This window comes from Streptosporangium sp. NPDC050148, from assembly GCF_055586505.1.
Genome location: NZ_JBVJIA010000010.1, coordinates 109,426 through 122,261, shown reverse-complemented (window position 1 = coordinate 122,261; position 12,836 = coordinate 109,426). Strand labels below are relative to the sequence as shown.

Below are 12,836 nucleotides of genomic sequence, written 5' to 3'. Positions count from 1 at the left end.
CAGCACCTCCCACCGGTGATCGGCTCCCGGCCGGCCAGCCTACCCGCGCGGGGTCCCGATGCCCGTGAACCGGGACGTCCGCGACTCCCGGCCCGCGTCCCCGGTCCACGTCCCGGGCCCGCATCCCCGGTCCGCGCCCCCGGCCGTGTCGGGGGCTCGCAGGGGTCCCGCGGCCCGTGTCGGGGGCTCGCGGGGATCCCGCCTCAGCCGCCGCTCAGCAGGGCGGCACCGCCGAGAGTGCCGACCAGCACCAGCCACAGCAGGGCCAGACCCAGCCAGCACACGACCCCGAAATAGGACAGCGCCAGCCCTGCGACGGCCATGCCCCGCCCCTCCTCGCCGGTCCGCTTGATCTGCCCCATCGAGATGTGGCCGAGCACGACGCCCACGATCGAGGGGAGGCCGCAGGAGAACAGCCCGACGATGCCCATGACCAGCGCGGCGATGGCCATGCCGTTGTTGCCCCGCTGCTGCGGCGGGCCGTAGCCGCCGTAGTTGCCGTAGGGGTCGTACCCACCGGGCCCATACTCCCCGCCGGGCCCGTAGCCACCCGGCCCGTACCCGCCGGCGGGGTCGTATCCCCCGGCCGAACCGTATCCGCCCGGGGAACCGTAACCGCCCGTGGAGCCGTAACCGGAGGAACCCTTGTCCGGGGAGCCATAGCCGCCGTTCTCCGGAGGCTGCCCATAACCACCGGACTGATTGCCATAGCTCATAACGACTCCCGATTATCCGAGTTGCGGGCGAAATACTAGCCAAAATACGTTCGGTACGGCGGAGTACGGCCGACAGGACGAGCGGCCGGTGAGCATGTCATGGCCTTCGGGTACCGGAACGGGGCCCGCTCAGCTTTCCCGGGGGTCCGGGCCGGCCGTCGGGTCGGTCCCCTCGTCCAGGGCGTCCCAGAGCGCCCGCTCGCTCGGGACGCCGCGCGCCGAGGAGGCCGGGGCGGGACGGCCGGTGGCGGGGCCGGCCCCCGGACGGTCGTAGCGGCCGGACATGCCCGGCCAGAGATCACCTTTCAGGAGCGCCACCAGCCCCGCGACCAGCAGGAGCGCTCCCCCGGCTCCGGCGACGATCGGCCAGGCCGGGACCGCGACGACCTGCGGGACCGTGCCCGCGGCCGTCGGCGCCCGCTCGGCGGCGAGGCGCAACGCGGCGTCCGTGCCGCTCCCCGACCAGGAGGCGGCGATCACCCCGGCGCCGCAGAGCGCCAGCACCGCGCCGACGAGGGCGCGCCAGAGGCCGCCCGTCGCGAGCACGGCGACCGCCGCGGCGAGCGCCGCCCAGGCCGCGGGCCCCAGCGCGGGGACCAGCTCGGCGGCGGACAGGGCGACCTGCCGGGTGCCGTACGTCACGGTGAACCAGTCGCGCCCGGCGGCGAACAGCACCGGCAGGGCGCCCGCCACGCAGGCCGCCGGCCAGATCCACCGCCCGCGCCCGGCCGTCATGCCCGGGTCACCGCCAGCTCCCCGGCGTCGAAGCAGGTCCGGTCGCCGGTGTGGCAGGCGGCGCCCACCTGGTCGACCTTGAGCAGGAGGGTGTCCCCGTCGCAGTCGAGCGCGGCGGACCTCACGTGCTGGACGTGACCGGAGGTGTCGCCCTTCACCCAGTAGGAACCGCGGCTGCGCGACCAGTAGGTGGCCCTGCCGGTGGTGAGCGTGCGGTGCAGCGCCTCGTCGTCCATCCAGGCGAGCATCAGCACCTCGCCGGTGTCGTACTGCTGGACCACGGCGGGGACGAGCCCGTCGGCGGTGCGCTTCAGCCGGGCGGCGATGGCGGGGTCAAGGGGCATGCCGCAATTGTGCCGCACCGGCGGGACGGTCCGGCGCCCGGCACGTCCACCTCCGGACGAGCGCCCGGCACGTCCGTCCCCGGGCGGGCACCCCGCGTCCCCGTCCCGGACCGCGGCCCGGCGTGTCCGTCCGGGAACCCGCACGTCCCGCCCGGACACGGCCCGGTACGGATGGACGGCGGACGCGGGTGCTCAGTTCGAGCGGTCGTCGTCGAGCACGTCGGCGGCGTGGACCACGATCTTCGGATCGGGGGAGCCGACGACCTTGTGGTCCTTGTTGTCGTACTCGAACAGGCTCAGGACGTGCCGCATGGCCTCGATCCTGGCGCGCTTCTTGTCATTGCTCTTGATCACCGTCCACGGAGCCTCCTCCGTGTCGGTGTTGACGAACATGTCCTCCTTGGCCTCGGTGTAGTCGTTCCACTTGTCGAGCGACTTCAGGTCCATCGGCGAGAGCTTCCACTGCCGCACCGGGTCGACCTGCCGGATCACGAACCGGGTGCGCTGCTCCGAGCGCGACACCGAGAACCAGAACTTCACCAGGTGGATGCCGTCGCGGACGAGCATCCGCTCCAACGCCGGAGCCTGTTCCAGGAACTCCAGGTACTCCTCGGGGGTGCAGAACCCCATCACCCGCTCGACACCGGCGCGGTTGTACCAGGAGCGGTCGAAGAAGACCATCTCCCCCGCGGCCGGCAGGTGGGCGATGTAGCGCTGGAAGTACCACTGGGTGCTCTCGCGCTCGTTCGGCTTCTCCAGCGCCACCACGTTGGCCCCGCGGGGGTTGAGGTGCTCCATGAAGCGCTTGATCGTGCCGCCCTTGCCGGCCGCGTCCCGCCCCTCGAAGAGGACGACCAGCCGGCCGCCGTTGTCCTTGATCCAGTACTGCAGCTTGAGCAGCTCGATCTGGAGCAGCCGCTTGAGCCGGTCGTACTCCGCCCGGTCCATCCGCTCGGAGTAGGGGTACCTCTCCCGCCAGGTGTCGACCGGAGATCCGTCCACCCGCACCAGGACGGGATCGTCGTCATCGTCGTCGTCGACCCGCAGGTCCGCCAGCTCGTCGAGCAGGTCGCTGCGCTCCATGACCTCTCGGACGTCCGGGACGGGCGGCTGCCCGCCCATGGGCTCTTCGCCCACTGCCTCTGTCATCGGTCCCTTCCCCAGGACGGAACGTGGGATCCGTCCGTCCCTGCCTCTACCTCACCGTGACCAGGCTAATCCTCGACGCGGGGACGGTCTTGACCGGCCGTGCCCCGTCACCGGGACCGGCCGTGACCCTGCCACCGGTCCCGGGAGCCGGGACCGGCCGCGGGGCGTCCAAGGGGCGTCTAGGAACGGGCCGAGGAGGCCCAGGAGGCGTACAGGTCGGCGTAGACGCCGGGCTGCCGCAGCAGCTCGGCGTGCGGGCCGCGCTGCACGATCCGGCCGCGGTCGAAGACGAACACCTCGTCCGCGGCCTCGGCCGTGGAGAGCCGGTGGGCGATGGAGACCGCGGTACGCCCCCGGGTGGCGCCCTCCAGGGCGCGGGCCAGCCGCACCTCCGTGGCCGGGTCCACCGCCGAGGTGGCCTCGTCCAGCAGGAGCAGGTCCGGGTCGGCCAGGTAGGCGCGGGCCAGCGCGACGAGCTGGCGCTCGCCCGCCGACAGCGACTCGCCGCGCTGGCCGACCCTGGTGTCCAGGTCGGCGGGCAGCCCCTCCAGCCAGTCGGTGAGCCCCAGCTCGGTGAGGGCCAGCCGGATCTCCGCCTCGGTCGCCGACGGCCTGCCGAAGGCGATGTTCTCCGCGAGGGTGCCGTCGAACAGGAACCCGTCCTGGGGCACCATGACGATCCTGCGGCGCAGCGAGGAGAACCGCACGTCGCGCAGGTCGTGGCCGTCGACGGTGATCCGCCCCGACACCGGGTCCATCAGGCGGGTGAGCAGCTTGGCGAAGGTCGTCTTGCCCGAGCCGGTCTCCCCCACCACGGCGACCCGCGAGCGCGGCGTGATGTCGGCAGAGACCCCGTGCAGCACCGGAACCCCGCCCGGGTAGGAGAAGCCGACGTTCTCGAAGGAGACCGAGATGGGGCCGCGCGGCAGGTCGACGCCGTCGTCGCCCGGGTCGGCGACGTCGGCCGGGGTGTCGAGCACGCCGAGGATGCGCCGCCACCCGGCGACGGCGTTCTGCGCCTCGTTGAGCACCTCCGTCGCCATCTGCATCGGCGAGACGAACAGCGTGATCAGGAACAGGAAGGCCACCAGGCGTCCCTCGCTGATGTCGCCCGCCAGCCCGATCCTGACCCCGACCAGCACCAGCGCGGCCAGCGCGACGGCCGCGACGATCTCGGTCAGCGGGAACACGGTCGCCACGATCCGCTGGGTGCGGGCCTGGGCCGCCTTGTTGGCCTCGATCGCGGCGTCCAGCCGCTCGGCCGTACGGGCCTCCGAGCCGTGCGCCCTGATCACCGCGGCGCCCACCACGGCCTCGCTGACGGCCGACAGCATGTCGCCGGTGCGCTCGCGCACCCGGGTGTAGGCGCCCGACAGCCACCGCTGGAAGCGCGGCAGGACGACCATGAGCGGCAGGAAGCAGGCCCACACCACCAGGGCGAGCTGCCAGGAGTAGACGAACATCAGCACGGTGGCGACCAGCAGCTGCCCCAGGGCGATGATGATCATCAGCCCGCCCCACTGCATGAACGTGCTGATCTGGTCGACGTCGCCGGTCACCCGGGAGACGAGCGCGCCGCGCCGCTCGGAGTTCTGGGTGAGCACCGACAGGTCGTGCACGTGCCGGAAGCCGCGCACCCGCAGCGTGGCCAGCGAGGACTCGGTGACCCGGTACAGGCGCACGTTCATCAGGTACGCGCACAGCGCGGTGAGCACCACGGCGGCGGCGCACACCAGCACCGTGGCGCGGACGTAGGCCAGGTCGGGGGTGGGCCCGGCGAGCCCGGTGTCGATGGTCTGCTGGACGGCGATCGGCACGATGATCTTGCCGACCGTGGCGACCACGGCCAGCGCGAGCGTCCCGGCCAGTCCCCGGCGGAACTCCGGCGTGAGCGACAGCCCGTGCCGGACGGTGGCCAGGCCGGAGCGCTCGATCCCCTGGAACGCGCTCATCGGAGCCCCCCGTCCCGCGGGCCGTGGGCGGCCGGGTCCCGGTCGTACTCCCTCACGCGCTGACCTCTTCCTCGTGTTCCGCGGCGAGCGCCTCGCGCTCGGCACCCTGACGTTCGTAGGCGGTGACCAGGTTGCGGTAGCCCTCGCAGCGGGCGAGCAGCTCCGCGTGCGAGCCCCGGTCGGTGACCCGGCCGTGGTCGAGGTAGACGACCTCGTCGGCCAGGGCGATGGTGGCCATCCGGTAGGCGATCACGACGACCGTGGAGACCTGGGCCGCGTCCCGCAGCCCGAACAGGATCCTCGCCTCCACCTGCGGGTCGACGCTGGAGGTGGCGTCGTCCAGGATCAGCAGCCTGGGGCGGCGCACCAGCGCGCGGGCCAGGGCGATCCGCTGGCGCTGGCCACCGGACAGGGTGGTGCCGCGCTCGCCGACCATGGTGTCCAGCCCCGAGGGCAGGGCGCTGACGAACCCGTCGGCCTGGGCCAGCCGCAGCGCGGCCCAGATCTCCTCGTCGGCGACCGGCAGGCCCAGGGCGACGTTGCCGCGCACGGTGTCGTCGAACAGGAACGTCTGCTGGGGCACCAGGGCGACCGCGCCGCTGACGCCTCCCCTGGCGACCTCGCGCAGGTCGGTGCCGTCCACCAGGACGGCGCCCGAGGCCGGGTCGACCAGGCGGACGAAGGTCTGGGCGAGCGTGGACTTGCCCGAGCCGGTGGGGCCCACCAGGGCCACGGTCCGGCCGGGCTCGACCTCCAGGCTCACCTCGTGCAGGACGGGGAAGTCACCGTCCCCGTAGGCGTAGGCCAGCTCGCGCACCTCCAGCCGGGCCGGGTCGGTGCCGGGCAGCCCGGCCGTGCCGTGCTCCATGGACCCGCTGGCGTCCAGCACGGCCCGGATCCGCTCGTAGCCGACCACCGAGCGGGGCAGCTCGGCGAGCACCCAGCCCAGCGCCCGGATCGGGAAGGCCAGCAGGGTGAACAGGTAGGCGACCTGGACGAGCACCCCGGAGCCGATCGCGCCGCTCTCCAGCCGCATCGCGCCGATCATCAGCACCGCGAGCACGCCCAGCGTGGGCAGCGCCTCCAGCACCGGGTCGAACAGGCCGCGGACCCGGCCGACGGCGATGTTGGCGTCGCGCAGCTCGTGGGCCTTGGCCGTGAACCTGGCGGTCTCCTCGTCCTCGCGGCCCAGGGTCTTGACGACCAGGGCGCCGTCGAAGCTCTCGTGGGCGATCTCGCTGACCTCGGCGCGCAGCTGCTGGGCGCGGGTCGCCAGCGGGTTGAGCCTGCGCTGGTAGACCAGGTTGAGCACGGCGATCGCCGGGAAGACCAGGAAGCCCACCAGGGCCAGGACCGGATCGGTGATCACCAGCGCGACCGCGGCGGTGACGAGCATCACCACCACGCCGACCGCCATCGGCAGCGGGGCCAGCGGCGCCCAGGCGGCCTCGACGTCGGAGCTGGCGTTGGACAGCAGCTGCCCGGTCGGGTGCCGGTGGTGCCAGGCCAGCGGGAGCCGCAGGTACTGGCGGGTGACGTCCCGGCGGGAGCGGGCCTGCATCCGGTACTGCATGACCCCGGCGAAGTAGCGCCGGCCGGCCACCCCCAGCGCCTTGAGCAGGGACACGCCCAGGATGAGGAGCGTCCCGGCCACGAGGGTGCCGGTGGTGATGTCCCCCTGGCGGAAGGCGGGGAGCACGACGTGGTCGGTGGCCCAGCCGAGCGCCCACGCCGCGGCGACGGTCATCACGCCGTACAGGGCGCTGGACAGGACCGCCGCGGTGAAGATCGACTTCTCTGCGCGGACGGCCACCCCGAGGACACCGAGCCCCCGGCGCATGACTGCGGTGGTCACCTTGCTCGACACGCGGGGGATGTCCCTTCGGAGAAGATTGTTTCAAGCCTGTTTCTACCTAAGTCCCTATCACAGATGATCATGCGGTTATTCCCGACCTGTTCGGCGAGTTCCCCACCCCGCGCCTCGGCCCCCCGTACGGCGGCGTTGGTAGAATGATCGATCGACCTCCTCCCTAGTGCCGCAGGCGGGGGTTCGAGCCCCGGAGCCCGCGCTCCGGACCGCCACGGAGGTATCCGATGTCCCACGCCAGCTCCGAGCGCGCCGCGCTCGCCGACCTGTTCACCCGGCTCGGCCCGGACGCCCCCACCCTGTGCGAGGGATGGACCACCTTCGACCTCGCCGCCCACCTCGTGCTCCGCGAACGCCGCCCCGACGCCGCCGGGGGCATCCTGCTCAAGCCGCTGGCCGGGCACACCGCCAGGGTGCAGGAGGCCCTCAAGTCCACCAAGGGCTACACCGGCCTCGTCGAGCTGGTGCGCTCCGGACCGGGCGGGCTCTACCGGGTGCCGGGCCTGGACGGGATGGTCAACACCACGGAGTACTTCGTCCACCACGAGGACGTACGGCGTGCCCAGCGGGTCTGGGAGCCGCGCGAACTCTCCGGCGACCTCGAGGAACGGTTCTGGAAGCAGGTGCGCGCGGGCATCCGGGTGTTCCTGCGCCGCTCCCCCGTCCGCGTGATCCTGCACCGCATCGGCGGGGGCGTGGCCATCGGCGGCCCCAGGGACGCCACGCAGCAGGTCGAGGTGACCGGCCGGGCCGGGGAACTGCTGCTGTTCTGCTTCGGCCGCCAGTCGCACGCCAAGGTCGACGTCAGCGGCGACGACGATGCCGTCGCCCGGCTGATGGACGCCCCCCTGGGCGTCTGAGACCGCCGTGAAAGCATCCCGGCTCGCGCGTTAGGACCCCTGCCTCCCGGGAAATCAGTGGCGATGAGCCTCACGAGCGATGACTACAGCGTCCACATCGACGGCCACACGGTGGAGGTGACCGGCAAGACCGGTCCCGTCCACGCCCGCTGGACCCTCCTGGTCGACGGCCGGGAGATCGACAGCGCCAAGGCGGCCGGAGACTTCACCCTCAAGGGCACCATGCCGGACGGTTCCGCCGTCCACGCCGAGGTGCACCAGAGCCTGATGGGCCCCACGGAGGTCGTGGTATACCACCGTGACCAGGAGGTCACGCGGTTCCACGGCTTCGTCGCGTGACCCCTGCCCCCACGACGGACCGTCCGGGCGGCGGGGTCCGGCCCGCCGCCCCTGCCCGGAGCCGCGCGCGGGCCACCGGAGCCCCTCGCGAGCGTCCCGGATCGGTCACGGTCCCCCCGGAGGCGTAGCCCTACCGGTATACCTGGCAGTGAACATTGGACAGGATCGCCTCGCGACCGCACCATGGCGGGTGTGACCTATGCCAGACTCACGACCGGACCACGGCTCGTCCCCGTGGGCCGGGTATGATCATCAAAATCCGGGAGCCACCCGGGCCGCAGATGCCAAAGATCGATAAAATTCGGGTATATACGGCTGGGATTGGAACTGCCAGGAGGCCCCCATGCAGGTCAAGAAGGTCCTCACCTACCTCGCGGTAGCGTTCGTGGTCTTCTATCTGTTCACCAAACCCGCCGAAGCGGCGAGTGCGGTCAACGGAGTCTTCGACGGAATCGTGACCGGAGCGGATCGATTGGCTCTGTTCGTCACCCGAGTGCTCAACTGACCGTCGGGCGAGGCCCGGCCCCGCCCTGAACCATCGTCACCGCGCTCCCGGCCGATCCATGGGGGAGCGCGAACCTCTCCCGGACCCCGGACCGCCACACGATCGCCCAGCCCTTCCCGGAAACGACGCGCGGCCACCGCGACGACGGCACTCCGGCCGGTGACCCCGGTACCAGGCCACACCCCCCTCCGCCGCCCGAAGCCGCGCGGCCCCACCGTACAGAGCGGTACGGACACACCTCGCACGACGTGACATCGTCACCCGTACGGCGAACGCCCTGACCCGATCATGGGTGACCGCGGAGGGCATCGAGGCGCTCCCTTGATGATCTCTCCGGCATCGTGAGGGCAAGGTCCGTTTCTCGTACGGGGGATCGTCCATGCGGGGCAGTCAGGGTTTCTTCCGAGCCGGAATGATCATCGCCGGAGTCCTGGCGTACGGCCCCCCGGCCGCCGCGACGACCGTGCCACCGGCCACCGGCCGCCCCCCGATCCCGGCCCCCGCCGCCCTTCAGGCCCCCCTCCAGGTCCCCCGCCCCGTCCCCGCCCCGGACCCGGACCCGTCCCTCCCCTTCCCCGGCTCCCCGGCCACCCCGGTACCCCCGACCACGATGGCCCCGACCGCCCCGACGCCTCCGACGACGTCACGCCCCAGATCCCTCTCCCGGCCCGTCCCCCGCCCCCCGGCGGCCCACCCCGTCCTCGGCCGTTTCGGCGCCCCCGCCGGGCGGCCCCTGAGGGGCAGGATCACCGTGGCCGCCCCGGCAGGCGAGACGCCCGGCTTCAGGGTCCCCGACCCCACCCTGCTGCCCGCCGGGATCACGATCGACGCCGACGGCCTGCTCGGCGGCGCCTCCCGGGTGCCCGGCACCTGGGCGGTCCCGGTCGAGGCGTGCACCCTCGCCGGAGGCTGCACCACCGGCACGGTCACGATCACCGTCACCCCCCGGTGCGCGGCCCCGCCCTCGCAGGCCCCCGGCGCCTGACCCCGCACCCACCGGTGTCCCACCCGTCAGCGGCCCTGTGAGCCGCGGGATCGAGCCCGCCCCCGCCGACCGGCTCGACCCCGCCCCCCGGACACCCCCGCCGCCGTGACCCTCACCCGCTCCCCCGCGGCTCGCCGGACGCGACGGCTCAGTGCGCGACCCGGATGGACGTGGGAATGCTCCAGGGCCCGCAGTCGGAGCTGAACGTGCCGCGGTCACACCCCTGGACGACGAAGGCGAACCTGTTGACCTCGTGCCCGTTGGTGGTGCTGCACACGTCGCCGTCGCAGTAGGGCGTCATGACGTACTGGCCGCTCCACGGGGTCAACCGGCCGACCTTGGCCTGGGTGGCCCGGCCGCCGTCCTTGCTCCAGCGGACGTTGAAGAAGTCCCAGTCGCGCCCCACGCCGCTCCATTTGAAGACGATTTTGTTCCCCTTCTCGTACACGCGCACCAGGGTGCCGTTGCCCAGGTTCGGAGACCAGACGATCTTGCCGTTACGGAAGGTCTGCCAGGAGCCGCGTTTGTCGGGGTAGCCGAACTCCTTGCTGGTGGGGCAGCCGTAGACGCTGCTCTGGCCACCGTTGGAGCGCCACAGACCGCCGATCAGGCTGCCCTCGGGTGCCACCAGTGACGCGTCGCACGCGCTGTGAGCGGTCGAGGCCTGCGCGCCGGTCGGCACGGCGAGAACGGTGGCGCTCGCCGCGACGGCGACGGCGAGACCGAGAAGTGAACGAGAGGCGCGGCCCATGGAAGTGGTCCTTTCGGGTGGGATTCGCTGTTGCCCCTCATATGTACGATGAGCCGCTTTCACCCCGGCATCCACGCCTTGAGAATGACTTGCAAGCCGCATATCCGACCTTACAAAGCCCTAATATCTCGACATATCCATAAATACATAGGAGGTCAAAATAAAGACGGGAACCCTGACGCTCCCGGCCCTCGCCCTGCTGCTCTGCGGATGCACCCTCGTCACCGGGCGGGACGCGTCCCCGGTGCCGTACGTGACCCCGTCGGCGCTGCTGCCAGAACCACCGTCACCACCGCCGTCGTCGTCCCCCCGGCCGGACCGGGAGAGGCAGGTGGCACTGCCGCCCCCCGAGGGAAAGGGCGGCCGCGACCCCGGCGACGTCAACGGCGACGGGGACGACGACCTCGCGGTCGACCTGGGCCACGACATCTTCGGCCCCGGCCGCGTCGAGCTGTTCCACGGCGGAGGCTCCGGGCTGCGTCGTAGCGGGAAGACGACCCAGCGGCTCGGGCCGGCCACAAGCCCGACCGGCCGGAAGGAGTCCGGCTCGAACCGCCGGGCAGAACTGCAGACGGCGGCCGACTACGACGGCGACGGCCGGGACGAGCTGGCGCTGACCTGGTCCGCCCCTTACTCCGAGGAATCGGGGTGGGAGCGGGGGCTGTCGGTGTGGTGGATCACGGACGGCACCCGCGACGAGACCGTCTTCGGCACCGGCGGCTGGTGAGCGCGGCGCCGCACCGCGTCACGGGGGCCGTACCGTCGCCGAAGGGCCCGGCCCTGCGCTCCTTTCCGCAGGGGGCGCTTCAGCTACGGCGGCTCCCCCGGGCCGTCCCGCAGGGAGGCTTCAGCGCCGGCGCGCACCCTGGGCGGCCGGAGACGGAGCGGCTACGGTCTGCACCCCCTACGGCCGGATCGCGGTGCGCGGAGGCGGGCCGGTGCTCCGGGCGGCGTATGGAAAAGCGTAACCGTCGCGCCCGCCAGGCCGGAGGCCTGACCGCCGGAGCGTGCCACGACGGCCGCCCGGAGCACCGGCCCGCCGCAGCGCGAACCCCGCCCGCTCTCACCCCGGACGCCGCCCCACCCTGAGAATCACCACATCCAGGAAAACCAGGATCAGCGAACCGGATGCCCCGCCAGCCGCAGCGTCTCCTTGACGTCACCGATCTTCAACTGCCCGAAGTGGAACACCGAGGCGGCCAGCACCGCGTCCGCCCCCGCCTCCACCGCCGGTGGGAAGTGCTCCAGCTCCCCGGCGCCGCCGCTGGCGATGACCGGGACCGACACCGCGGCCCGGACGAGCCGGATCAGCTCCAGGTCGTAGCCGTCACGCGTGCCGTCGCCGTCCATGGAGTTGAGCAGGATCTCCCCCACGCCGAGCTCCTCGCCCCGCCGCGCCCACTCGACCGCGTCGAGGCCGGCGCCCCGGCGACCGCCGTGCGTGGTCACCTCGAACCCCGAGGCCATGGGCGGGCCGTCGACGACCCGGCGGGCGTCCACCGACAACACGATGCACTGTGCCCCGTACCGCTGCGACGCCTCGGTCAGCAGCTCGGGCCTGGCGATGGCCGCGGTGTTCAGGACGACCTTGTCCGCGCCCGCCCGCAGCAGCTTGTTCACGTCGTCCACCGAACGTATCCCGCCGCCCACCGACAGCGGGATGAACACCTGCTCGGCGGTCCGGCTGACCACGTCGTACATGGTCGTCCGGTCGGAGCTGGAGGCCGTGATGTCCAGGAACGTGAGCTCGTCGGCCCCCTCCGCGTCGTAGCGGCGGGCCAGCTCCACCGGGTCCCCGGCATCGCGGATGTTCTCGAAGTTGACGCCCTTGACCACCCGCCCGGCGTCCACGTCCAGGCAGGGGATCACGCGCACCGCGACACTCATCACAGGCTCCTCGAAAGGCAGATCATGAACGTACCGCCGCGAGGGCGTCCTCAAGGGTGAAGGCCTGGGCGTACAGCGCCTTGCCGACGATGGCGCCCTCGACGCCGATCGGGACCAGCGAGGCCAGGGCGCGCAGGTCGTCCAGCGACGAGACGCCGCCGCTGGCGACCACGGGCTTGTCCGTACGGGAGCAGACCTCGCGGAGCAGGTCCAGGTTGGGGCCGCGCAGCGTGCCGTCCTTGGTGACGTCGGTGACGACGTAGCGGGGACAGCCGTCGCCCTCCAGCCGCTCCAGGACCTCCCACAGGTCCCCGCCCTCCTGGGTCCAGCCCCGGGCCGCCAGGGTGGTCCCCCGCACGTCGAGGCCGATCGCGATCCGGTCCCCGTACTCAGAGATGATCTTCGCGCACCAGGCCGGGTTCTCCAGCGCGGCGGTGCCGATGTTCACCCTGCGGCAACCGGTGGCCAGCGCCAGCTCCAGGGTCGCGTCGTCGCGGATGCCTCCGGACAGCTCCACCTTGACGTCGAGCGCGCCCACCACGGTGGCGAGCAGCTCGCGGTTGCTGCCCCGGCCGAAGGCCGCGTCCAGGTCGACCAGATGGATCCACTCCGCACCGGCCTCCTGCCAGGCGAGCGCGGCCGACAGGGGGTCGCCGTAGGAGGTCTCGGTGCCCGCCTCGCCCTGGACCAGGCGGACCGCCTGGCCGTCGGCGACGTCCACGGCGGGGAGCAGCTCAAGCGACATC

14 protein-coding genes are annotated in these 12,836 nt (G+C 72.4%); 5 read left to right on the top strand and 9 right to left on the bottom strand.

Annotated features, from left to right (window positions below):
• Positions 1-203: 203 nt before the first annotated feature.
• From ACZ6RT_RS13900 to ACZ6RT_RS13875, 6 genes are all read right to left on the bottom strand, one after another.
• Positions 204-716 (bottom strand): DUF4190 domain-containing protein, encoded by a 513-nt coding sequence (locus ACZ6RT_RS13900; protein WP_399192101.1) that lies wholly within the window; start codon positions 714-716, stop codon positions 204-206.
• A gap of 129 nt (positions 717-845) precedes the next feature.
• A complete protein-coding gene (locus tag ACZ6RT_RS13895) occupies positions 846-1,451 on the bottom strand; it encodes a Trp biosynthesis-associated membrane protein (RefSeq protein ID WP_470153703.1) in 606 nt (201 codons plus the stop codon).
• Positions 1,448-1,795 (bottom strand): phosphoribosyl-AMP cyclohydrolase, encoded by a 348-nt coding sequence (hisI, locus tag ACZ6RT_RS13890; protein WP_399192105.1) that lies wholly within the window; start codon positions 1,793-1,795, stop codon positions 1,448-1,450. Before hisI ends, ACZ6RT_RS13895 begins: the two co-directional genes overlap by 4 nt.
• Before the next feature lie 192 nt (positions 1,796-1,987).
• Positions 1,988-2,944 (bottom strand): polyphosphate kinase 2, encoded by a 957-nt coding sequence (gene ppk2, locus ACZ6RT_RS13885; RefSeq protein ID WP_399192107.1) that lies wholly within the window; start codon positions 2,942-2,944, stop codon positions 1,988-1,990.
• Positions 2,945-3,123: 179 nt separating this feature from the next.
• Positions 3,124-4,896 carry an ABC transporter ATP-binding protein gene (locus ACZ6RT_RS13880; RefSeq protein ID WP_470153701.1) on the bottom strand — a complete coding sequence of 591 codons (1,773 nt, stop codon included), beginning with the start codon at positions 4,894-4,896 and terminating at the stop codon, positions 3,124-3,126.
• Positions 4,897-4,948: 52 nt separating this feature from the next.
• Positions 4,949-6,736, bottom strand: a complete 1,788-nt coding sequence (locus ACZ6RT_RS13875) for an ABC transporter ATP-binding protein (RefSeq protein WP_470153820.1) — start codon at positions 6,734-6,736, stop codon at positions 4,949-4,951.
• A 254-nt stretch (positions 6,737-6,990) separates the two neighbouring features.
• Between ACZ6RT_RS13875 and ACZ6RT_RS13870 the strand changes: the two genes are divergently transcribed.
• The 4 genes from ACZ6RT_RS13870 (at position 6,991) to ACZ6RT_RS13855 (ending at position 9,452) form a co-directional block, all read left to right on the top strand.
• Entirely contained in the window at positions 6,991-7,623 is a 633-nt protein-coding gene (locus ACZ6RT_RS13870) for a TIGR03085 family metal-binding protein (RefSeq protein WP_399192111.1), read from the top strand.
• A 63-nt stretch (positions 7,624-7,686) separates the two neighbouring features.
• Positions 7,687-7,962, top strand: a complete 276-nt coding sequence (locus ACZ6RT_RS13865; RefSeq protein ID WP_399192113.1) for a hypothetical protein — start codon at positions 7,687-7,689, stop codon at positions 7,960-7,962.
• 343 nt (positions 7,963-8,305) lie between these two features.
• On the top strand, positions 8,306-8,467 hold the full coding sequence (locus tag ACZ6RT_RS13860; protein WP_344904412.1) for a hypothetical protein: 162 nt from the start codon (positions 8,306-8,308) through the stop codon (positions 8,465-8,467).
• Positions 8,468-9,218: 751 nt separating this feature from the next.
• Positions 9,219-9,452 carry a hypothetical protein gene (locus tag ACZ6RT_RS13855; RefSeq protein ID WP_470153699.1) on the top strand — a complete coding sequence of 78 codons (234 nt, stop codon included), beginning with the start codon at positions 9,219-9,221 and terminating at the stop codon, positions 9,450-9,452.
• A gap of 148 nt (positions 9,453-9,600) precedes the next feature.
• On the opposite strand, the gene ACZ6RT_RS13850 is transcribed toward ACZ6RT_RS13855, so the two are convergent.
• Complete coding sequence (locus ACZ6RT_RS13850) at positions 9,601-10,203, bottom strand: LGFP repeat-containing protein (protein WP_399192115.1); 603 nt, start codon at positions 10,201-10,203, stop codon at positions 9,601-9,603.
• A 331-nt stretch (positions 10,204-10,534) separates the two neighbouring features.
• On the opposite strand from ACZ6RT_RS13850, the gene ACZ6RT_RS13845 reads away from it, so the two are divergent.
• On the top strand, positions 10,535-10,930 hold the full coding sequence (locus ACZ6RT_RS13845; RefSeq protein ID WP_470153697.1) for a hypothetical protein: 396 nt from the start codon (positions 10,535-10,537) through the stop codon (positions 10,928-10,930).
• 389 nt (positions 10,931-11,319) lie between these two features.
• Here the strand turns inward: ACZ6RT_RS13845 and hisF are convergent, their stop codons facing one another.
• Together hisF and priA are read right to left on the bottom strand one after the other, a co-directional pair.
• Positions 11,320-12,090 (bottom strand): imidazole glycerol phosphate synthase subunit HisF, encoded by a 771-nt coding sequence (gene hisF / locus ACZ6RT_RS13840; protein WP_399192119.1) that lies wholly within the window; start codon positions 12,088-12,090, stop codon positions 11,320-11,322.
• A gap of 22 nt (positions 12,091-12,112) precedes the next feature.
• Positions 12,113-12,835 carry a bifunctional 1-(5-phosphoribosyl)-5-((5-phosphoribosylamino)methylideneamino)imidazole-4-carboxamide isomerase/phosphoribosylanthranilate isomerase PriA gene (priA, locus tag ACZ6RT_RS13835; protein WP_399192121.1) on the bottom strand — a complete coding sequence of 241 codons (723 nt, stop codon included), beginning with the start codon at positions 12,833-12,835 and terminating at the stop codon, positions 12,113-12,115.
• Between the last annotated feature and the right edge of the window lies 1 nt (position 12,836).